18 protein-coding genes and 2 pseudogenes are annotated in these 20840 nt (G+C 71.7%); 13 read left to right on the top strand and 7 right to left on the bottom strand.

Annotated features, from left to right (window positions below):
• Positions 1-209 precede the first annotated feature (209 nt).
• The 8 genes and pseudogenes from EES42_RS24345 to lysA all read left to right on the top strand — a co-directional run bounded on the left by EES42_RS24345 (position 210) and on the right by lysA (position 5369).
• The gene (locus tag EES42_RS24345) at positions 210-746 is read left to right on the top strand and encodes a DUF7822 domain-containing protein (protein WP_124720388.1); all 537 of its coding nucleotides are present in this window, start codon (positions 210-212) and stop codon (positions 744-746) included.
• Between the two features lie 75 nt (positions 747-821).
• Positions 822-1388 carry a hypothetical protein gene (locus EES42_RS44860; protein WP_164495308.1) on the top strand — a complete coding sequence of 189 codons (567 nt, stop codon included), beginning with the start codon at positions 822-824 and terminating at the stop codon, positions 1386-1388.
• Positions 1389-1810: 422 nt separating this feature from the next.
• On the top strand, positions 1811-2233 hold the full coding sequence (locus EES42_RS44855; protein WP_164495307.1) for a sensor histidine kinase: 423 nt from the start codon (positions 1811-1813) through the stop codon (positions 2231-2233).
• Positions 2234-2242: 9 nt separating this feature from the next.
• Positions 2243-2692, top strand: coding sequence for an NUDIX hydrolase (locus EES42_RS24335; RefSeq protein WP_124720387.1), 450 nt, complete (start codon positions 2243-2245; stop codon positions 2690-2692).
• 62 nt (positions 2693-2754) lie between these two features.
• Positions 2755-2856: pseudogene (locus EES42_RS46370) on the top strand (transcriptional regulator); the annotation flags it as partial.
• Positions 2853-3239: a VOC family protein gene (locus EES42_RS24325; protein WP_124720386.1), complete on the top strand. Its 387-nt coding sequence runs from the start codon at positions 2853-2855 to the stop codon at positions 3237-3239. The pseudogene EES42_RS46370 and the gene EES42_RS24325, both read left to right, overlap by 4 nt.
• A 352-nt stretch (positions 3240-3591) precedes the next feature.
• On the top strand, positions 3592-3984 hold the full coding sequence (locus EES42_RS24320; protein ID WP_124720385.1) for an SAV_915 family protein: 393 nt from the start codon (positions 3592-3594) through the stop codon (positions 3982-3984).
• 11 nt (positions 3985-3995) lie between these two features.
• On the top strand, positions 3996-5369 hold the full coding sequence (gene lysA / locus EES42_RS24315) for a diaminopimelate decarboxylase (protein WP_124720384.1): 1374 nt from the start codon (positions 3996-3998) through the stop codon (positions 5367-5369).
• Positions 5370-5494: 125 nt separating this feature from the next.
• Here the strand turns inward: lysA and EES42_RS24310 are convergent, their stop codons facing one another.
• Positions 5495-9724, bottom strand: a complete 4230-nt coding sequence (locus EES42_RS24310) for a S8 family serine peptidase (RefSeq protein WP_164495306.1) — start codon at positions 9722-9724, stop codon at positions 5495-5497.
• Positions 9725-9815: 91 nt separating this feature from the next.
• On the opposite strand from EES42_RS24310, the gene EES42_RS24305 reads away from it, so the two are divergent.
• Together EES42_RS24305 and EES42_RS24300 are read left to right on the top strand one after the other, a co-directional pair.
• On the top strand, positions 9816-10778 hold the full coding sequence (locus tag EES42_RS24305; RefSeq protein WP_206433558.1) for a helix-turn-helix transcriptional regulator: 963 nt from the start codon (positions 9816-9818) through the stop codon (positions 10776-10778).
• Between the two features lie 70 nt (positions 10779-10848).
• Positions 10849-12879 carry a prolyl oligopeptidase family serine peptidase gene (locus tag EES42_RS24300; RefSeq protein WP_124720381.1) on the top strand — a complete coding sequence of 677 codons (2031 nt, stop codon included), beginning with the start codon at positions 10849-10851 and terminating at the stop codon, positions 12877-12879.
• A gap of 106 nt (positions 12880-12985) precedes the next feature.
• Here EES42_RS24300 and EES42_RS24295 read toward each other — a convergent pair whose 3' ends face one another.
• Positions 12986-13975 carry a CehA/McbA family metallohydrolase gene (locus tag EES42_RS24295; protein WP_206433557.1) on the bottom strand — a complete coding sequence of 330 codons (990 nt, stop codon included), beginning with the start codon at positions 13973-13975 and terminating at the stop codon, positions 12986-12988.
• Positions 13976-14085: 110 nt separating this feature from the next.
• Here EES42_RS24295 and EES42_RS24290 point away from each other — a divergent pair, with 110 nt between their 5' ends.
• Positions 14086-14844, top strand: a complete 759-nt coding sequence (locus EES42_RS24290) for an MFS transporter (protein ID WP_241196564.1) — start codon at positions 14086-14088, stop codon at positions 14842-14844.
• 131 nt (positions 14845-14975) lie between these two features.
• Here EES42_RS24290 and EES42_RS46365 read toward each other — a convergent pair.
• Positions 14976-15395, bottom strand: a pseudogene (locus tag EES42_RS46365) (hypothetical protein); the annotation flags it as partial.
• Positions 15338-15838 (bottom strand): nucleoside deaminase, encoded by a 501-nt coding sequence (locus tag EES42_RS24280; RefSeq protein ID WP_124720379.1) that lies wholly within the window; start codon positions 15836-15838, stop codon positions 15338-15340. The gene EES42_RS24280 and the pseudogene EES42_RS46365, both read right to left, overlap by 58 nt.
• A 239-nt stretch (positions 15839-16077) precedes the next feature.
• On the opposite strand from EES42_RS24280, the gene cynR reads away from it, so the two are divergent.
• Positions 16078-16986, top strand: a complete 909-nt coding sequence (gene cynR, locus EES42_RS24275) for a transcriptional regulator CynR (protein WP_124720378.1) — start codon at positions 16078-16080, stop codon at positions 16984-16986.
• A gap of 61 nt (positions 16987-17047) precedes the next feature.
• Entirely contained in the window at positions 17048-17695 is a 648-nt protein-coding gene (locus EES42_RS24270) for a GntR family transcriptional regulator (RefSeq protein ID WP_124720377.1), read from the top strand.
• A 56-nt stretch (positions 17696-17751) separates the two neighbouring features.
• Here EES42_RS24270 and EES42_RS44850 read toward each other — a convergent pair whose 3' ends face one another.
• The 3 genes from EES42_RS44850 to EES42_RS24260 form a co-directional block, all read right to left on the bottom strand.
• On the bottom strand, positions 17752-17901 hold the full coding sequence (locus tag EES42_RS44850; protein WP_164495304.1) for a hypothetical protein: 150 nt from the start codon (positions 17899-17901) through the stop codon (positions 17752-17754).
• A gap of 428 nt (positions 17902-18329) precedes the next feature.
• On the bottom strand, positions 18330-19070 hold the full coding sequence (locus EES42_RS24265; protein ID WP_124720376.1) for an ankyrin repeat domain-containing protein: 741 nt from the start codon (positions 19068-19070) through the stop codon (positions 18330-18332).
• 439 nt (positions 19071-19509) lie between these two features.
• The gene (locus EES42_RS24260) at positions 19510-20754 is read right to left on the bottom strand and encodes an MFS transporter (RefSeq protein WP_124720375.1); all 1245 of its coding nucleotides are present in this window, start codon (positions 20752-20754) and stop codon (positions 19510-19512) included.
• Between the last annotated feature and the right edge of the window lie 86 nt (positions 20755-20840).

Raw genomic sequence — 20840 nt, 5'->3', positions numbered from 1 at the left:
CGGAGCCATCCACATCCGGACCGGCCGGCTGGCTCCCGGTGCCGGCACGGCGCCGCTCGCCGACACGGTCCGCTCCTTCGCCACCCGTCACGACGTCCCCGTCACCGCGACCCACGACGATTCCTGACGGCACACCACGTACTCGTGCCGGGCGGGGCGCGCTGTTCGCCGGGTCCGGGCTGTCAGTGGGGGAAGTTAGGGTCACCATCATGGCCAACCGTTCATACCTCTATTCAGCGAGCACACCGCCGACCGCGGAAGCGAATCCGGAGAAGATCCGGTGCGTGTCCGAGCACAACTGGAGCATTCCGCTGGCGCACAAGCTGCTCGTCGGGCGCGAGACGGACATAGTCCCGTCCATGATCTGGAACAGGCGTATCGGCATAGCCGCGGACTTCGCCGGTGGCGCCACCCTGCTCGGCGATCTCCTGCGCGTGGTCGGGCAAGGGCTCCCGGACGACCGTGAATTCGCCGAGTGCGTCGCCAGGACCACAGCCCACCTGGACAAGCAGCGTGACACCTGCTTCGTGCTGGAGACGGGGGAGATGGTGTCGCTCGGCGACGAGGATCCCGAAGAGGCGGTGCAGTACCTGGTCTCGCACGACATCCCTGACGCCGTGACCCGTGCCGAGGCGGCGATCGCCGGTGCGGACGACGCATGGCTCGCGTCCGTCCGGGCCGACTGGCAGAACCACTTCGCCTCCTTCTACAGCGACGCGCTCTACTTCTCGTTCCCCGGCGAGTAGAGGCGGCAGGACGACCGTGGGTCCTGCCGGGCCGGGCTCTCAGCTTCCTCTCAGTCGGTGCCACCCAGTCTTGAGGTGACCGAGCACGTTCCGCACCGGACGAGGGGGAACCCATGGTCTCCCGCACCGCTGCGGCTGCGGCTGACCGCCGCCGCGGCCCTGGTCATGGCGGCCGGGCTGGCCGGTGCCGCCGTCCTGCTCGTCGTCTGGTTGCACGGCAGCCTGATCGCCGGTCTCGACCAGACCGCACTCCAGCGCGCCCAGGTCGTGGCGGTCGACGCGGACAGCAACCAGATCAGCGCGGAAGTACCGGCCACCTCCCACGCGGAAGCCGCCGTGCAGGTCGTCGACGGCAAGGGGAACGTGCTGGCCAGTTCGGCCAACCTGCGTGGTCTGCCCCGGGTCTTCACATTCCCGGCGAGCGAATCCGGCACCCCGCGGGCCCACACCGTCCACGACATTCCCGAGCACGAGCACGGGACCTGGCGCGCCGTAGGAGTCCGCGCGGGCACCGCCGGCAATCCCGTGACCGTGTACGTCGCGCTGCCCACCGAAAGCGTCGACCACGGGCTGTCGCAGCTCACCACGGGCCTGGCCACCGGTGTGCCGGCGGTCGTCGCCCTGCTCACCGGAGTCGTATAGCTGTTCACCGGGCGTGCGCTGCGGCCCGTGGACGCGATGCGTGCCCAGACGGCCGAGATCACCGAGTCCGACCTCGGCCGCCGCCTCGACGTACCGCCCGCCGACGACGCGCTCGGCCGGCTGGCCACCACCTTCAACGACCTGCTGGGCCTCGGCTGGACGCCGCGACCCGGCGACAACGACGGTTCATCGCGGACGCCGCCCACGAACTGCGCAGCCCCCTCAGCACCCTGCACACCCGCCTCGAAGTCGCCGACCAGCACCCGGAATCCGCCCACTGGCAGACCCTCGCCCCCGAACTGCTCCGGGAGACCGAGCGGCTCAACCGTCTCGTCGACGACCTCCTCCGGCTCGCACGGCTGGACGCCCGGCCCCGGCTGCGGACCCGGTCCGTCGATCTGGACGAGATCGTCTTCGCCGAGGTGCGCGAGGCCCGCGACCGCACAGGCCTCGTCATCGATCAGCATGCCGTCGGCGCGGCACGCGTGAGCGGGGACGAGGACGCCCTCGCCCGAGTTGTGCGCAACCTCCTGGACAACGCGCTGCGCCATGCCGCGACCCGCATCGACGTCAGCCTCCGTACCCTGCACGGCACCGCACGACTGGTCGTCGCCGACGACGGCCCCGGTATCCCCGGGGCGGACCGGGAGCGCGTCTTCGACCGGTTCACCCGCCTGGACGACGCCCGCGCCCGGGACACCGGCGGCAACGGGCTCGGCCTCGCCATCGTCCGCGACATCGTCACGGCCCACCACGGCAGCACCCACATCGAGGACAACCGGCCGGGCACCCGGCTGATCGTCGTGCTGCCGGTCGAGGGGCGGATCGCGCGGGCGTCCCGGTAGTGTGCCGGGATGAGCTTCCGACTGGCGGCGTACGCCGTGTGCATCGAAGGCGAACGGGTGCTGCTCGCGCACCACTCGTCGGGGAACTGGACCCTTCCGGGCGGCCGCGTCGAGCACGCGGAGGATCCGTTCGACGCGGTGATCCGGGAAGTCGCCGAGGAGACCGGCTGCGACGCGGTGGTGGAACGCCTGCTCGGCGTCGACTCACGGGTGATACCCGCGGCCGACCGCCTGCCCGACCACCAGAACGTCGGCATCTTCTACCAGGTCCGCATCACCGGCGGCCGGCTCCGCCCCGAACCCAACGGCGAAACCCTTGAGTCGGTGTGGACGCCGATCCCCGACGTCGTCGGCCTGAGGCGATCGTCGCTGGTCGACATCGGCCTCACCCTGGCGCGGAGCCGGCCGGCGACCGGCCATGTCGAACCCGTTCCGGTCGGCGGCCTGCTCCACCACTGAGGGTTCGGCCGAGCTGCGTCGAGGCACACCGTTTGATAAGCAGGTCGATGCCTGCCCATGCGCGGCGCCAGGGCCGCGACGAGTTCCACGCTCTGAACACCGAATCCCTTGAGCGCGTCGTGACCCGGTCGCTCAGGACCGACACCCCGGAGAACACCCCATGAGGATCCACCTGTCCAGCGTCTTCGTCGATGACCAGGACAAGGCCCTGCGCTTCTATACGGACGTGCTGGGCTTCGTGAAGAAGCACGAGGTCCCGGTGGGCAAGGACCGATGGCTGACCGTGGTCTCGCCGGAGGACCCCGACGGCACCGAACTGCTGCTGGAGCCCGACGGCCATCGCGCGGTGAAGCCGTACAAGACGGCGCTGGTCGAGGACGGCATCCCGGCCGCGTCGTTCGCCGTGGACGACGTGAACGCCGAGTTCGACCGGCTGCGCGGACTCGGAGTGCGGTTCACCCAGGACCCGCTGGAGATGGGGCCGGTCACCACCGCGGTCCTGGACGACACCTGCGGCAACCTGATCCAGATCGTGCACAGCAACTAGGCCGTTTCACGGCCCGCAGGCCGGGGGACTCACCGTGCCCGCCTGCGGATCCGGTGTGTCTCGATACGTTCGGCCGGCAGAGCGCCACGCGCTAGCGTCCCCACCTCGGTGGGCGATACGCGCAGAGCAGCCCTGGAGGCCGTGAGGATGACCACGTCCGGTCCGCAAAAAGGGCGGTCGCCGATGACGCACGCCTCCGCCGTCGTCAATGGTGCGTCAAGGGTCGGACCCGCGGGATCAAGGGGCCGCCAACGGAGACGTCCGGCCCCGTGGGAGCGGGCATAGCGTCGTTGCATGCCATTCCGGATCGCGATCGGTCCGGGGTGATGTACCCGTCTCCACGAGGAGTGCCATGAACGACAGCCGGCCCGACGAGGACCCCGACCCCCTTCGACCGAGCCGGACCGGAGCGTTGTTCGTTCCGGTCCGGCCCGGGCCCGGGGGCCACTGCGCCCGCCTCTTCCGTACACCCCTCGGTGTGCGTACCGCCGTCGCCTTCACCCACGAGCGGCAACTGACCCTCACTCTCGGACAACGCCAGCCCTGGATCCGCCTCTCCGAGCCGGCGGTACGCGCCCTCGTCGCACCGTTGGGGATCGTCGGCCTCGTCGTCGACCCACTGCTCGCCGTACCGGGGCCCGATGCCACCGCCTCCGTCGTGAACCCCGCCCGACGCACGGCACCCGCGCCACGACACGACCGGCGAACGGCCTTCGTGTCCTGCGGCAACCTCCTGATCGGCTGAGGGGATACACCATGACCACCACACTCCCCGGGCAGCCGCCCGCGGCACCGGCCGTGCCTCACCAGGCACCCGTGCCTTCGGGCAACACCGCGAGCCTGTCCGTCTGGCCCGCATCGGCCCGGCTCACCGCCCACGGCGACGTCGCGGTGGGCGGCGTCTCGCTCGTCGAGGCGGCCGAACGGTTCGGCACACCGGTCTACCTCCTCGACGAGGGCGAAGTACGGGAACGCTGCCGCACCTATCTGCGGTCCTTCCCGGACACCGATGTCGTCTACGCGGCCAAGGCGTTCCTCTGCCGCGCACTGCTGCACTGGGTACGGGAGGAGGGCCTCGGACTGGACGTCTGCTCCGCGGGCGAGCTGGAGTTCGCCGTGACGGCGGGCTTCCCGCCCGAACGCATCGTGCTGCACGGCAACGCCAAGAGCCCGGAAGACCTGGAGGCCGCGCTGCGCCTGGGTGTCGGACGGATCGTCATCGACAGCGCCTGGGAGATCGCCCGGCTGTCCGCGCTCATCCCGGACGGCGCCCGGCAGAAGGTGCTGGTGCGCGTGGTTCCGGGGGTGAGCGCGGGTGGCCACGCCGCGATCCGCACCGGCACGGATCACCAGAAGTTCGGGCTGTCGATCGCCGACGGCAGCGCCCGGCACGCAGTCGCCCGGATTCTCGACCAGCCACGGCTCGAACTCGTGGGACTGCACTGCCACATCGGCTCGCAGATCACCACGGCCAAGCCCTATCTGACCGCGCTGCGACGGGTCGTCGGACTGCTCGCCCAGATCCGGCGGCAGCACGGAATCGCCCTGCCCGAACTGGACCTCGGCGGCGGGCACGCCGTCGCCTACCGGCCGGGGGAGGCCGCCCTCGACATTCCGTCCCTCGGTACCCGTATCCACCGCGAACTGGCCGCGAACTGCGCCGCTGCGGGCATCCCCGTGCCCCGGCTCAGCGTCGAGCCCGGCCGTGCGCTGGTCGGGCCCGCGGGCGTGGCGCTCTACCGGGTGCTCGCGGTGAAACAGACCGGCGACCGCACCTTCGTGGCCGTGGACGGCGGCATGAGTGACAATCCACGGCCCGCTCTGTACGGCGTACGGTACGCACCCCGGCTCATCGGCCGGCGCTCGACGGCCGCGCCCCGCACCGCGACCGTCGTCGGCCGGCACTGCGAGGCGGGCGATGTGCTCGCCGCCGATGTGCCCATGCCGGGCGACATCCGTCCCGGGGACCTGGTGGCCGTGCCGGTCGCGGGCGCGTATCACCTCTCCATGGCGTCCAGTTACAACGCCGTCGGCCGCCCGCCGGTGGTCGCCGTCGCGGACGGCCGGGCACGGCTGCTGGTCCGGCGCGAAACCCTCGCCGACATCAACGGCCGCGACATCGGTCTCTGAGCGGTGATCATCTCCCGGACACGCGCCGGAAGGGCCCGGTCGTGCGCTCCTCGTCGCTCGTGACGAAGCGGGAGCAGGGGACCGCGGGCGGCGGGAGTGAGCCGCCGCCCGCGGTCCCCTGCTGATCAGCGGCGCAGGCCGAGACGGTGTACGCCGCCGTCGAGGGTGCCGACGTAGAGCGTGCGTCCGTCGGGGCTCGCGGCGAGTTTCGTCGTATCGGTGTTCTGCAGGCCGGTGGAGATGTTGTGCCAGCTCCGGCCCCGGTCGGTGCTGCGCAGAACGCCGCGGCCGCCCTGCAGGAGACCGCTGGCCCCGGAACTGGCGGTGGCCGCGTAGTACGTGTCCCCGACCCGGAGCAGGTCGGAGACATGGATCGCGAGCGCTCCGGTGTCCGCGGTGCGGAAGGTCCGGCCGCCGTCGGTGCTGACGCGGACGTTCTCACCGCCGATGACGAGCCGTCGGCCGTCGAGATCGATCGCGGTCACCGGGCCGTCGGCAACCCTGGTGACGGTCACTCCGCCGTCGTCCGAGCGGTAGAGACCGGACCTGTTGCCGAGCCACAGGCGCAGCGGATCGGCGGGATCGCCCACGATGGTGTCGAAGGAGCGCTCGTGGTACAGGTTCTTCCACGTCGTGCCGCCGTCACTGGTGGCGAACAGCCCTTGGCCCAACAGGCTCCGGAAGCTGACCATCACCCGGTTCGGGTCGGCGGGGTGGACCAGGAGCGCCGTCGGCACCTCGGCCGAGGTGCCCCGCTTCTTCCAGGTGGCACCGCCGTCGGCGCTCCGCTCGACGGTGAACGCGCCGAACGCGGTGCGCCGGACCTTCCAGATCACCTTCGGCTCCTTGGCCGAAGTGGCGAGCTGCGGGACGGTGACGCCGCGCATGCCCTCGCCGCCCGACCGGCCCCACTCCGGGCCCGCGACGGGAAGGGCGGTGCGGTAGACCGCGCTGTCGGTGGCGGCGAGCAGATGACCGTCACTGACCGCGAGATCGAGGACCGTCTGTCCCTGGACGCCGATCCGCCGGTAACCGGTGCCGTCCGCGGCGCCCCGGTAGATCCCGTCCTGCTCGCCGGAGACGGTGACGGAACCGTCGGCCCAGCGGTCGTAGTCCACCGGTACCGCCGCACGCGACGGCGTGGCCACCGTGGTCCACGTCCGCCCGTGGTCGCGGCTGAGCCGGCCGCTGCCGGACAGCGTGCGCAGGTACAGGTCGCCGCCCGACACGGTCAGTCCGAGGCCGCCTTCCGCCAGGGGCAGCAGGGTGGCCCAGCTCTTCCCGCCGTCGTGGGACCCGACGACTCCGGTGCCCGTCACGTACACCGCCACGACCGAGGAGTCGGCGGCCAGCCCGCCGACGTGCTCGCCGGACGGGCCGTACAGCCGGCGCGCCTCACCGGGATCGCCCGAGCCGATGCCGGAGCGGGCCCAGACGCCGTCGTTCGTCGTCATGTAGAGGGTGTCACCGGTGATCGCGGCGGCGGTGACGGCACCGGTGACGCCGGTCGGGTACGTCGTCCAGTGGTCGCCCGCGTCCGTGCTGACCAGCAGCGCGTCCGAGGTGACCGCGACCAGGGTGCGGGTGTGCTCATCGGCGGTGAACGCGGTGATGCGGGTGTCCGGGACGTCGAGCGTGCGCCAGGTCCGGCCGTTGTCGTCGGTACGCAGCACGGTGCCCCGGCGGCTGAGGTCGTGGACGCTGTTCACGGAGTACCACCAGCGGTCGGGGTTCTCCGCGTCCACCACGAGCTGCCCCGTACCGTCCGCGACCGGCAGCCGTCCCAATTGCCGCCAGGAGGTACCGCTGTCGGTGGTCAGCCAGGGAGCTGCCTTCTGGTACTGGGTGAGGACGGCCTGTTTCGGCCGGCCCGGCGAGAGGGTGAGGGAGCCGGCCTCCCCGTTGGGACCCACCGGCTGCCAGCGGTCGCCGCGGCTGTCGGCCGGGGTGACCTCGAAGGCGCTGGAGCCGGTCAGCCGCTGCCCGGTGCCTGCGGTGCCGTGCACCGAGACCCGGTACGCGCCGGCCGCCCTGCCGGTCACCTCCGCCCGGTAGTAGCCGGTCGCGGGATCCAGGGTGGAGGCGATGTCGGTGGACCGGCCGCGAGGCGGGGTGACGGTGACGACCGGTGGTGCGGCCAGCCGGGTCGGCGGGGCGATGTGCACGGTCGAGTGACCGTCGCTCGGGTCGGGTGCGGCCTGGACCGCCAGATGCCGGACGGCGAGCAGGTACGGCACCCGGATCGCCGGTCCCCGGTCGGGGGTCGCCGTGACGCGGCCGCTGATCTCGGTGTCCGTGTCCGGCCTGGCGACGCGCAGCGAGACCGTGACGGTCGCGGTCCGCCCGGCCGGTACGGTGACCCGCCTCGGCGAGACCGTCGCCGGACCGTCGGTGCGCAGCGAGGCCGTGACCGGCCGCCTGCCGGAGTTGTGCAGCGTCACCTTCGCGGTGCCGCCGACCTTCCGCCCGGACAGGTCGGCGAGCCCGAAGGACACCGAAGCAGGTGCGGCGCCGAGCGTGGCCGAGGCGGCCGCGGCCACATTGAGGCGGCCCGAGCCCTGCGTCGTGGGCCCGCTGCCGCTCAGCGGCTCGGCGGTGCCGACCAGCGAGGCCTTGATCCCGGCGGGCGTACGGCCGGGGTGCAGCCGGCGCAGCAGGGCCGCGGCGCCTGCCACGTGCGGGGCCGCCATCGACGTACCCGACATGCGGTACTCGCCTGGCCCGTACAGCGCCTTGGACATCGTGGAGCGGATCTCCACCCCCGGCGCGACCAGATCGGGCTTCAGACCGAACGACCGGGAGGGGCCGCGTGAGGAGAACGAGGCGATCCGGTCGGTGGTGTCGGTGCCGCGCAGCGTCACGGAGACCTTCCCGGCGGCCAGCCTGGAGCTCAACTCCGTGTACTGGGTCGAGTCGATGCCCATGACCACCAGGTGGTCCATCCGCAGCGAGTCGCCGGAGGCGTCGATCCGTGCGGGTGAGGACGGCACCTGCGCCACTCCCGGCTCGGGGCGCACCTCCGGTGGCCGGGCCTCTCCCGCCGCTCCGGCGGCGAACACCGGGCCGTCGTTGCCGGGCAGTCCGGCCAGTACGCCGATCGCGCCGCGCCGTTCCGCCTCCTGCGCCCACTCCAGCGCGCTCGCCGTCAGGTACTGGGCGTCCGCGGCGACGAGCATCCGGGCCCGTACGACCTTTCCGCGTACGTCGCCGGCCCGCTCCCAGTCCTCGGGGGTGCCCTCGCCGACATCGACGAGCGGCGCCGTGACCGGGCGCTCGGGCGGGTTCGCGGACAGGATGCCGCGGTAGCTCTGGATCAACTCGGGTTTCTCGCCCGCCAGATACGCGCTGGGCAGCCGCACATTGCTCGTCGACGCGCCGACCGCGATCACACCGTCGGCCGTCGCGGGGCTGCTGACCGTACCCGCGCCCGGTCCCTCGTTGCCGGCCGCGGCCACCACGACCACACCGGCCCGTACGGCCGCGGTGGCTGCGCGCCCCAGTGGGTCGGTGCCGTCGCCGGGGCCGCCGAGGCTCAGGTTGATGACGTCGGCACGGTGCGGATTGGCCGGGTCGGAGGCCGCTTCGATCCCGGCGATGATGTCGGAGGTGTAGCCCGAGCCGTCGGCGTCCATCACCTTGTAGGCCAGCAGATCCGCGCCCGGCGCCACGCCCGTGATGCCGCCCTTCGCGGCGGCCCGGGCCGCGACGATCCCGGCGACGTGGGTGCCGTGGCCGTTGTCGTCCATCGGGTCGTCGTCGCCGTTGACGAAGTCGTGCCCGCCGACGACCTTGTGGCCCTTGCCGAGCCCGCCGCCCAGGTCGGGGTGGGTGTAGTCGATGCCGCTGTCCAGGATCGCGACGGTGGTCCCCGTCCCGTCGACGCGGCCTTTGCCGGGGTCCTCGCGCCGCCAGACGGCGGGTGCGCCGATCAGCGGCACGCTCACGTCCGTCTTCGTGAGTACCCGGGTGTCGGGGTGGACGGCGGTGACGCCCGGCAGCGCGGACAGCCGCCCCACCTCGGACGCGGGCACCGTCATCGCCACGGCGTCGATGAGCAGTCCGAGCCTGCGGGTCGCCGAAGGGTGCAGCCCGGCGTTCTTCGCCGAGCCGAGGAACGTCGCCTGCCGTGCGTCGAGCGCGCGGCGGGCGGCGCCGACGCCGTCGGCGGCCTCGGCGGACAGCAGCGAACCACCGGGCGCGGCGGTGACCGCGGGCCTTCCGGACAGTTCGACGATCACTCGTTGCGAAGGGTCGGGCGTGGACGCGTCGGCGGAACCGGGTGCCGCCGCCAACGTGCCGGCGAGAACAGCGGCGGCGAGAGCGGCATGACGAGATCTTCGTGACTTCATTGCCATGCGTAAAGGTCCTAGTGGTGCGGGCACTTGCCGCACAATGGATCTTCGTGGCCCATTGCTGCCGCTGGCACAACTGGGCCACCATCCGTCCATGACTCCCGAGACACCGCGACTCACCGCGGCAGGCATCGATCCGTTCGACGAGAGCGTCTACCGAGCCGTCCTGACCCGGCGGACGGCCGCCCCCGCCGAACTCGGCGCGGACCTCGGCTGTTCGGCCGAGCGCGTCGCCAGGGCGCTGGACCGGCTCCGCGACCACGGGCTGGTCGGCCGTCTCGCCGGCACCCGCCGCCGGTACGCCGCGATCGAGCCGGGGGCCGCCGTCGAGGCACTGGTCCGGGCCAGGAGCAACGAGCTGGAACGGGTCCGTTCCGCGGCCGACGAGCTGTCCCGGCTGTTCGCCGCGGCGCGTACCGGCGCCACGGACGAGGACGAGGTGGAGATCACCACCGGCAGCGAGGCGCTCGGCCGCTGGTTCGTCCGGCTTCAACAGGAGGCCCACGAGGACGTGATGACCCTGGACCGGCCGCCGTACGCCCTGACCACCTCCAACCCGGTGGAGGCGACGGCGATGGGCCGCGGCGTGCGCTACCGCGCGGTCTATGCCCCCGAGGCCCTGGAATGGCCGGGCGTCCTCGACGACATCCGCGAACTGGTCCGGCACGGCGAACAGGCCCGCGTCATGCCCGGCCTGCGCATCAAGCTCGCCATCGCCGACCGCAGACTCGCCCTGATGCCGCTCTCCCTCGACCTCGACGACGTCCGAGCCGCGGTGATCCGCCCGTCCACCCTGCTGGACGCCCTCACCAACTACTGGGAGATGTGCTGGAAGCAGGCCCTTCCCCTCGACGCCCCCGCCGAGGACCCGCTCGGCGAGGAGGACCGGCGCGTGCTCACCCTCCTGGTCAGCGGCCTCAAGGACGAGGCGATAGCCCGCCAGCTCGGCTGGTCGGTGCGCACCATGCGCCGCCGCATCAGCCGCCTCCACGAGCTCCTCGGCGCCGCCAACCGCTTCCAGGCCGGTGTGATCGCCGCCCGCCGCGGCTGGCTCTGAGCCCGCACGCCCGCACGCCCGGACGTCGAACGCGTGGCTGTGTTCTCCGTACGCGGGTCGTGGCTGCACAATGCGACTCGTGACTGATGAAGATCCGTACCTGTGGCTGGAAGACATCGACGGCGAGGCCGCACTCCGATGGGTGGCCGAGCGGAACGCCGAGACGGCGGCGGCACTGGCCGCCGACGCCGGGTTCCCCGTCCTGAAGGAGCACCTGCGGGAGGTGCTGGACGCCTCGGACCGCATCCCCTACACCGTCCGGCGCGGCGCGTTCCTCTACAACTTCTGGCAGGACGCCGAGCAGGTGCGCGGTGTGTGGCGGCGTACGACACCGGAGCAGTACCGCAAGGACTCGCCCGACTGGGAGGTCCTCCTCGACATCGACGCGCTCGCCGCGGCGGAGGACGAGAAATGGGTGTGGGCCGGTGCGCAGGTGCGCCGCCCCGATCACGACCGGGCACTGGTGTGTCTGTCGCGCGACGGCGGGGACGCCGTCGTGGTCCGCGAGTTCGACCTCGCCACCGGGACCTTCGTCGACGACGGGTTCCGGGTGGGGGAGGCGAAGACCCGGATCGGGTGGATCGACGCGGACACGGTCTTCATCGGCACGGACCTCGGCCCCGGCTCGCTGACCGACGCCGGCTATCCGCGCACGGTACGCAGCTGGCGCCGCGGCACGCCTCTGGAAGAGTCCGTCCTGGTCTTCGAGGCCGGGAAGGGCGATGTGGCGGCCTGGGGCACGCACGACGCCACACCCGGGTTCGAGCGGGGCTTCGTCTCCCGCTGGCTGGACTTCTTCCGCAGCGAGACGTACCTCCTGACTCCGGACGCCTCGCTGGTCAGGATCGACGTCCCCGACGACGCCAACGCCTACGCCCACCGCCGGCATCTGATCGTCACCCTGAAGTCCGACTGGCTCGGACAGCCGGCGGGCTCCCTGCTCGCTTTCGACTTCGACGCCTTCCTGGCGGGGGACCGCACCGCGGAGGTGCTGTTCACCCCGGACGAGCGGACGGCCCTGGCCGGGCACTCCTGGACCCGCCACCATCTGATCCTGGAGACGCTGCGCGACGTCAGCACCCACATCGAGGTCCTCACCCCCACCCCCGGCGGCGGATGGACACGCAGGCCGCTGACGGACGTCCCGGCGCTGTCCCGCGTCACGGTCGTCGACACCGACCCCGACGTCTCCGACGAGTACTTCCTGGACGTGTCCGGGTTCCTCCAGCCGTCCGCCCTCCACCACGGGCGGATCGGCGCCGACTCCGAGATCCTCAAACAGAGCCCGGCCCGCTTCGACACGGCAGGGCTGGCCGTGGAACAGCACTTCGCCACCTCCCAGGACGGCACCCGGGTGCCGTACTTCGTGATCGGCCCCGGCCGTGCCCCCGGCGCCGGACCCGGCCCCGCGCTGCTCTACGGCTACGGCGGCTTCGAGGTCCCCCTCATCCCCTCCTACGACGCGGTGACCGGCCGGGCGTGGCTGGAGCGCGGCGGCACGTACGTGATCGCGAACATCCGGGGCGGCGGCGAGTACGGACCGGACTGGCACCAGGCCGCCCTCGGCGCGGACCGGCCGCGAGCCTTCGAGGACTTCGCGGCCGTCGCCGGCGACCTCGTGGCGCGGGGCATCACCACCCCGGCCATGCTGGGCGCCGCGGGAGGAAGCAACGGCGGCCTGCTCATGGGCGCGATGCTCACCCGCTACCCGCACCTGTTCGGTGCGATCGTCGCCCAGGTACCGCTGCTGGACATGCTCCGCTTCCACAAGCTCCTGGCCGGCGCCTCCTGGACCGCCGAGTACGGCAACCCGGACAACGAGGCCGACCGCCCGCACCTGCGCGAGCTCTCCCCGTACCACCGGCTCACCGCGGACCAGGTCTACCCGCCGGTGCTGCTGACCACCTCCACGCGTGACGACCGGGTCCACCCCGGCCATGCCCGCAAGGCGGCCGCACGGCTGCGCGAGCTCGGCCACCCGGTCCTGTTCCACGAGAACACCGGCGGCGGACACGCGGGCGCCAGCGACAACGAGCAGTCCGCCCACAACGAGGCACTGATGCACACCTTCCTGTGGCAACACCTGGCGCCGGAGGCGTAGCAGGCGGTCCTGGCCCGTTCAGGCCGGGGCAGGCCTGTTCTCAGGCCCGGCCCTGGCCTGTCCTGTCCCGGCCTGTCCCGGCCTGTCCTGGCTCGTTCAGGGCCGTTCAGGCCAGGATGATCGGGTTGCCGAGCGCCGCCATGTGCCCGTCGGGACGGCGCACCTCGATACGGACGAACGCGGAGTCCGCCGTACCGGTGCGCCACTCCACGGCGCCCGTTCCCGATTCGGGCAACGACGCGCTGTGTGCCCTGCCCTGCTCGGTGTGGAAGCCGACCGTGCCCGAGGGCACACCGCGTACGTCCACCCGCACCACGACCGGTGCGTCACCTGCCTTCAGCCGTTCACCGATTCCGGCGCTCCGACCACCGGCCGAGGCCGTGCACGACAGCTCCACGGCGGAGGATCCGGCGATCCAGCTCCGGCCGGCCCGGATCCCGGCGAGGATCGCGTCGGCGCTCAGTTCCTCGGCCAGCACGACGGTGTGCGGGATCGCGATCTGGCCCGCCAGATGCGTGTCGCTGTTGCCCATCGCCGGGCGCCACCGCCCCCGGTGAATGTCCGCGGCCAGGCCGCGTCCCCACTCGGCCAGGGCCGCCTCGTTGTCGGCGTTCCACGGCACGTCCGAGCTCCACGCCCCGTTCCACACCTCGACCACATCGAACCCCCGGTACGGATACATGAACGTGCCCGAGGCGTACGGTGCGTGCGGATGGGCCGCCACGCACAGCCCACCGGCACGGTGCACCTCTTCGATCCGGCCGTCGATCCGCCCGTCCCGCAGGCCGTACCGCCAGTCGACCACCTGACCCGGGCGGACACCCAGCGCGAGCCAGTGCCCGGTCCGGGTGGTGACCTCCTCGCCGAGGATCACCAGCAGATCGTCGCCGACGTGCCGGCTCCAGGCGCCGTGCGCCGCGGCGGTGTTGTGTTCGGTGGTCGCCAGGAAGTCGAGCCCCGCCGCCCGGGCACCGGCCGCGAGCTGATCCGGTGTCAGCTCGCCGTCCGAGTGCACAGAATGCACATGGCAATCACCGCGGTACCAACCTCGTCCACGGCCGGCCACGCGTGTCGGTGGGGCATTCAGCTCAGGCATCCGTTCCTCCTGCCGATATCGAATTTCCGTATCCCATATTCCATGGATGTGTGGCTCTGGTCGCCTGGGTCGGGGCATGGATGGGGTCTTCTTTGTCAGAAGGCGGCCATTTGGTATACAAAAATGTGGCCTTCGGGTACTGGCAGACCCGGGCCTCGGTGCCCCTGCTGCCGCCACGGCTGATGCGCGACGGCCGCAGGGTGGCCTCGCTGGCGGCCGGGGCGGCCCTCATGATGGGACAGCTCTCCGTCTCGCTGTTCCTCACCTACTACCTGCAGACCGTCCTTGACTGGTCCGCACTGGCCAGTGGCCTCGGCTTCCTGCCGATCAGCCTCGTCACCACCGCCACGGCCACCCAGGTCGGCACACGGCTGCTGCCCCGGCTCGGCCCCCGGGTGATGATGACGGCGGGCCTGTCCATATCGGCCTGCGGCCTGCTTCAACTCGCCCTCCTGACGCCGGACTCCGGCTACGCGGCGAACGTCCTGCCCGCGCTGGTCACCTTCAGTGTCGGAAACGGCGCCAGCTTCCTCGCCATCATGACCGGGGCAACGGCCGATGTACCCGCGCAGGACGCCGGAATCGCCTCCGCCTCGGTCAACTCCGCCCAGCAGATGGGTGGTTCCATCGGGTCCGCCGTCTTCAACACTGTCGCGGCGAGCGCCGCGACCGCGTTTCACGGCAGTGCGCGAACGGCCACACTCCACGGCTTCACCACCGCCGTCCGGTACCCCCTGGCCGCTCTGCTGCTCGCCGCCGCCGTGACGGCCGCCCTCGCCCGCAAGCGCGGGCGACCCGCTGCGCCGAAGCCCGATCGTCCTACGGAGGGCGGGGCCATAGATGCCAGCAATGCAATCTATGGGAAGTGAGTCTTGGACTCTATCGGTGGGGGCGGTGCATGACGGGCTGAAGCCCGGCGGGCCGGCCCGCCGGGCTTCAGGCGGTGCGGGCGGCCCCCGCAGGGCACCCCGGTCAGCCCTCGCCCCTCTCCATCAGTGGCCCCGGACGGCGAGTGGAAGCACTTGGAACCGAACACCCCAGCCTCGTGCAACGGGCGCAGATCCTTCACGTCGCCGGGGACGGCACCGCCCCGGGAACCGGCGTCGATGTGCGCCTTCGCGCAGGCGACCTCCCGCATGACCCACAGGTTGTCGACCGTGGTGGCCGGCCGCAGCGGGTTGAGCGGCATGTCGACGAGCGTGGTGATGCCACCGGCGGCCGCCGCCCGGGTGACTGTTGAGGAGCCTTCCCACTCGCTGCGCCCGGGGTCGTTCACATGGATGCGGGAGTCGACATGTTGTGTTGTGGTTCGCCCTGTGCCCGACACTCGGACGAGTGTCGGGCGGGCCGGCCGGGAAGGGGTTACGCGACTGTCGGTGCGCCGGGGACGCGGCGGTCGCCGCCGTTGTGCTGCTGCCACAACCGGTACACATCGACGGCGGCGTCGTGCGGCTCGTGACGCATGGGCAGGCGCCGCTCGGTGTGGTCCTTGGCGAACTCGCCGTAGAAGGTGCCGAGTTCGAAGTACTTGCGGTCGTCCACGTAGTGCGGTTCGTAGGCGTCGCGGGTGGTGAGGAAGACGACCTCGTCGGGGGAGCAGTAGTACAGCGATCCCAGGCACATCGGGCAGGGGTGGGCGAGCACATAGATGGTCGCGCCGACCAGGTGCTCGGTGCCCAGCTTCCGGCAGGCGTCCCGGATGGCGAGGATCTCCGCGTGGGCGGTGGGGTCGTTGGTCTGTGCCACCTTGTTGGGGCTCTCGGCGAGGATCTCGCCGTCCTTGACAATGACGGTGGCGAAGGGGCGTCCGCCCTCCTCCACGTTCTTGCGGGCGATGTCGATGGTGTGCTGGGCGAAGTCCATGGTGGGGTCTCCGGAGTAGGGCGTTGGGTGTTGGGGAGCATTGTGTTTCGGTCGGCGGGCCGGCGGGCCGGCGGTTTCCACCATGCATGGGCTCCGCCTATAGTGTCCAAGTCTTGCCATCCATAATTTCCATAGATGGCGCCAATGAGGAAGTCCGGGTGGATGCCCGTCGGTCGGGGTTCCATAGGTGTCACGGTGCTCATGCGGGAATACCGATTGAGGTTCTCTATACTTCGGGCATGGGTCCGGAACTGCGTCACCTCCGTTATCTGATCGCGGTGGCCGAGCACGGCAACTTCACGCGCGCCGCCGAAGAACTGCACATCTCGCAGCCGACGCTCTCGCAGCAGATCAAGCAACTGGAGCGCGTCGTCGGTGTGCAATTGCTCGACCGCGGCGGCCGTGGCGTCCGCCCCACCGATGCGGGCGAGGCCTATGTGCACTACGCGCGGCGGGCACTGCGGGAGCTGGCCGCCGCCGACCGCGCCGTGCTCGATGTCGCCGACCTCTCCCGGGGGCATCTGCGCCTCGCGGTGACGCCGACCTTCACCGCGTACCTCATCGGCCCACTGGTGGAGGCGCTGCACACGCGGCATCCCGGCATCACGCTGGATCTGCGGGAGATGACGCAGGACCGCATAGAAGCGAGCCTGCTGGCCGACGACCTCGACCTCGGGATCGCCTTCGCGGGCACCCATCTGCCCGGTATCACCGCGACCGCGCTGTTCACCGAGACCCTGGGCCTGGTCGTCACCACAGACCGCGCCCGGGACCGGGGCGACCGGCCGCTGCCGGTGCGTGATCTGGCGGACCAGCAACTCGCGCTGCTCAGCAGTGACTTCGCCACCCGGGTCCACATCGACGGCTACTTCGCCACGCATCGCGTCAGCCCGCCGATCGCCGTGGAGGCCAACACCATCCAGGCCCTCACGGAGATCGTCCGGCGCACCGGGCTGCTGGCCACCGTGCTGCCCGACGCGGTCACGGACGACCACCCGCATCTCAGGCCCATTCCCGTCGACCCTCCGCTGCCCGCCCGCGTCGCCACGCTGCTGCACCGGGAGAGCGCCTACGAGAGCGCCGCCGCACGTGCCTTCACCCGGCTGGCCCGCGACCTGGTCGGCGCACGGGGCTACGCACCTGCCTGAGCACCCCGTCCCACGGACGGCATACCGAGAACTGACTTCGAGCGATGAGAGAATTGAGCACATGACAGGGTCTGGGGAGTTCGAGCCCGAGTCGGAGCGGGTCACACGCCTGCTGCGTGACGAGATCATCGACGGTGTGCGTGAACCGGGCAGCAAACTCGTCGAGCGCGAGCTCGCCGCGGAGCTCGGTGTGAGCAGGCTGCCCATCCGGGAGGCCCTGAAGTCACTGGTCACCGAGGGGCTGGTCACGCCGAGGCCGCGGACCTGGGCCGTCGTACGGGAGTTCACGCCGGCGGACGTCGAGGACCTCGACGAGGTCCGCGCGGCACTGGAGACGCTGACCTTCCGGCTCGCCGCCCAACGGCGCACCCGCGCGGGGCTCGAAAAGCTGCGGGCGGATCTCGACGCCGAGCTGAAGGCGGCGGACAAGGGGGACGCCGTACGGGCCCACCGCGCCGCCGCCGACTTCCACGAGACGGTCACCGAGCTGGCCGACAACGAACTCCTCAACGAGCTCCAGAGCACGCTGCGCAGCAGGATGCGCTGGCTGCTGGGGCAGCACGACGACCTCGGGGGCGTCGCGCAGGAGCACGAAGGGCTGTACCGGGCGATCGCGGAGCGGGACGTCGCCGGGGTCGAACGGCTGGCCGGCAAGCACCTGGTGACAGGCCGCAACGCGGCTGCCGCACGACGCAAGTCCCAGGACTGAGCGGGGGCGGCCCGGCGGGGGCGGCACGCCTCGGCGCCGGGCCGCCGCGCGAGCGCTCAGACGCAGACGATTCCGTCCGGGACATCCGGGCGGATCTCCGTCCCGACGCTCCGGCCGAGGGGATCGTCGAGCCGTTCGAGCGGGCCGATGAGCGCCCGTCCTCCGGCCCGCGCGACCCGCACGGCGGCGTCGGCCTTCGGCTTCATGGCCCCTTCGGCGAAGGCCGGCCGGCGGATCGCCTCCGGTGAAGCGGTGAGAATGTCGCGCCGCTCGACGTCCCCCAGTTCTCGCCGACGAAGTCACCGTCCGTCAGCATCACCAGTATGTCCGCCTTGAGTTCGGCCGCCAGGGCCGCCGAGGCGAGGTCCTTGTCGACGGGGGAGAAGGAGGGTGCGCCATGACGTCCACCCGGTGCGGCGCTGTCGTGCTGCGCGCACGGCCGCGGACGCGGTGCTCCTCGACCACCTGCGGAGGCCCGGTCCCGGCGGTCGTGTCGAGAGCTTCTTCCGGCATGTCATCAACGTGCTGACGCCCGGACCGGTACGCACCACAGTTCTCCGACGCGGTGAGCGGACTGGTCGTGGCGCTGTTCGTCTGCGTCGTGATCGAGCGGACCACCGATGGCCGGTCCGCCTCACCGGCCCAGTAGCCGGGCGATCTCGTCGAACCCGCGCTGCTGAGCGTGCTGGAGCGCGGTCGTGCCGGTCTTGTCGGCGACGGCCGGATCGGCACCCGCCGCCAGCAGGAGCTTCACGGTCTCCTGGTGGTCCTCTCCGCCGTCGCCGAGGATGACGGCCTCCAGCAGAGCGGTCCAGCCGAGGTCGTTGACGTGGTTCACGTCGACGTCGATGTCCGGGTTGGTGGCCACTTCCCGGACGTAGGCGACATGGCCGTGTTCTCCGGCCGGGATGAGGGACGTGCCGCCGTACCGGTTGACGACGGTGTAGTCGGGGCCGGCCGCCGCGAGGGTACGGGCCATGGCCGCGCTTCCGGTCACGCCCGTCACCAGCCACGGTGTGTCGTGCTGATGGTCAAGCGCATCCGGGTCGGCCCCGGCGTCGACGAGGATCTCCGCGGCCCTGACGTGATCACCGGCGGCCGCGAGAAGGAGCGGGGTACGGCGGCTCTCGTCGCGGGTCTCCAGGTCGGCGCCCCGCTCGATCGCACCGCGCACCCCGCCGGTGTCACCGGAGCGTGCGGCTTCGAGCAGCTCGCGGTCGGCGGCCGACCGCTTCGCGGTCAGGGTGCCGGAGCCGGTGACCGAGGGCTTGTGCCCGGCGGCGTCACCGTCCGACTGTGCGCCGCACGCGGTCGCGAGTGCGGCCAGGCCGACGAGGGGGACGATCAGGAGGGCGGCGCGTCGTGTCGGAGACATGGTTCCTCTCAATCCGTGGGGGCGGGGACCCGGACGGTGCGGGCCCGCACCGACCATGCTGGGCGTGCCCGGCGGCCCATGGCGTCGCTGAACCGGATGGCGATGCGCGGACGTCGGGACGACATCGGGGTCGACCGATCGGCTGATGCACGGCCGCCGCGTAGTCGAGCGCGGGCTCCTCGGTCCAGGTGCGGGTGGCCGGGTTCCGGACACCGAACAGCTGGTCCTCAGACGGTACTGATGCGGCGGCCGGGCTCACGGCGAACAACCAGCCGGCACCGACGGCGAGTGCGGTGGCGATGGCTGCGCGCGACGCAGCCCTGCGGCCGAACTCCATGACGGCTCCCGGTATCCAGTGATGCATGAACCGCGGAGCCCAGCCACCGGGCGGGTCGTTGGAAACGCCTACTGCCGGGTGACTGAGGCGGAGTTCGAACGGTCACAAGAGGCTTGCGGCCTGTTTCCCCGTGTCCAGGGGAGCGTTCCCGCGGCGCGGGAGCAGCAGCGGAGTGAAGAGAAGGAGGACTCCGGCGGCCGCGATCGCGATACGGGGACCGGTGACGGCGGCGAGCAGACCCCACCCCGCGGTCATGACGGCGATGGCGGCGCTGCTGCTGATCGACCACGCGGTCAGGGTACGGGCGACCCGGCCGGGATCGGTGTGGTCGAGCCGGTAGGTGGACAGCAGCGGGTTGAACAGCGCGCAGCAGGTCACCAGGCCGAATTGGACGACGATGATGAGTACGAGCCCAGGGACACCGGGCCGGACGAATGCCAGCCCGAGGGGCCAGCACGCGCGCAGCGCTCCGGCGATGCGGAGCACCCGGTGCTGCCCGAACCGTGCCGCGAGCGGGCGCGCGAGACGTGAGCCGATCAGGCCGCCGACGCAAGGGGCCGCGAACGCGAGACCGTACTGCCAGGGGGAGAACCCGAGCGGGCCGAGCAGGAGCACGGCGAGCAGCGGCTCGGACGCCATGATCAGGCCGTTGACCACGATCGAGTTGAAGAGCAGCGGGCGCAGCACGGGGTGGCCGAGGATGTGGCGCCAGCCCGCGAGCAGATCGCCCGCCCGCAGCCGGGGGGCGCCGGACCGTGCGGGACGGGGTTCCGTCCCGCCGATGGCGCGGATGCCCAGTGCCGAGAGCAGATAGCTGACCGCGTCGACCACCACGGTCGTCACCGGGCCGAACAGCCCGATCGCAGCCCCGCCGAGGGGCGGTCCGACCGTCGTCGCGGTCCACGTCGTGGACTCGAACCGGCCGTTCGCGACGAGCAGGTGCTCCGGCGGCAGGAGCGATTTGAGATACGCGCCACTGGCCGCGTTGAAGGCGATGTTGGCCGCGGCGACGACCACGGAGACGACGAGAAGCTGGGCGAAGCCGAGCAGTCCGAACGCGAACGCGGCGGGGACGCTCATCAAGGCCGTGAATCGGGTCAGGTCCATCGCCATCATGACCGGCCGCTTGCGGCGGAACTCCACCCACGGTCCGAGCGGCACCGCGAGCGCCGCCCCCACCGCCCGCCCCGCCGCGGCCAGCACCGCCACCTGGGTCGGCCCGGAGTGCAGCACGAGCACCGCGATGAGGGGCAACGCGCCGAACCCGAGCCCGGTGCCGTACGCACTGGCCGCGTACGCCGCCCACAACCACCCGAACCGCCGCCCCAGAGCCTGCCTGCCCGCCATTCCCGATGCACCTCTCGCCGACTCCGAAACAACCGCGCGCTGAACGTCGGTATCAAAGCGAGCGAGGGACAGTGAGATCAAACAAC

The organism is Streptomyces sp. ADI95-17 (genome assembly GCF_003846175.1).
In the GTDB taxonomy this organism is placed as follows: Bacteria; Actinomycetota; Actinomycetes; order Streptomycetales; family Streptomycetaceae; genus Streptomyces; species Streptomyces sanglieri.
The sequence above is the reverse complement of the archived record's forward strand: the minus strand, read 5'-3'. Positions and strand labels throughout refer to the sequence as shown.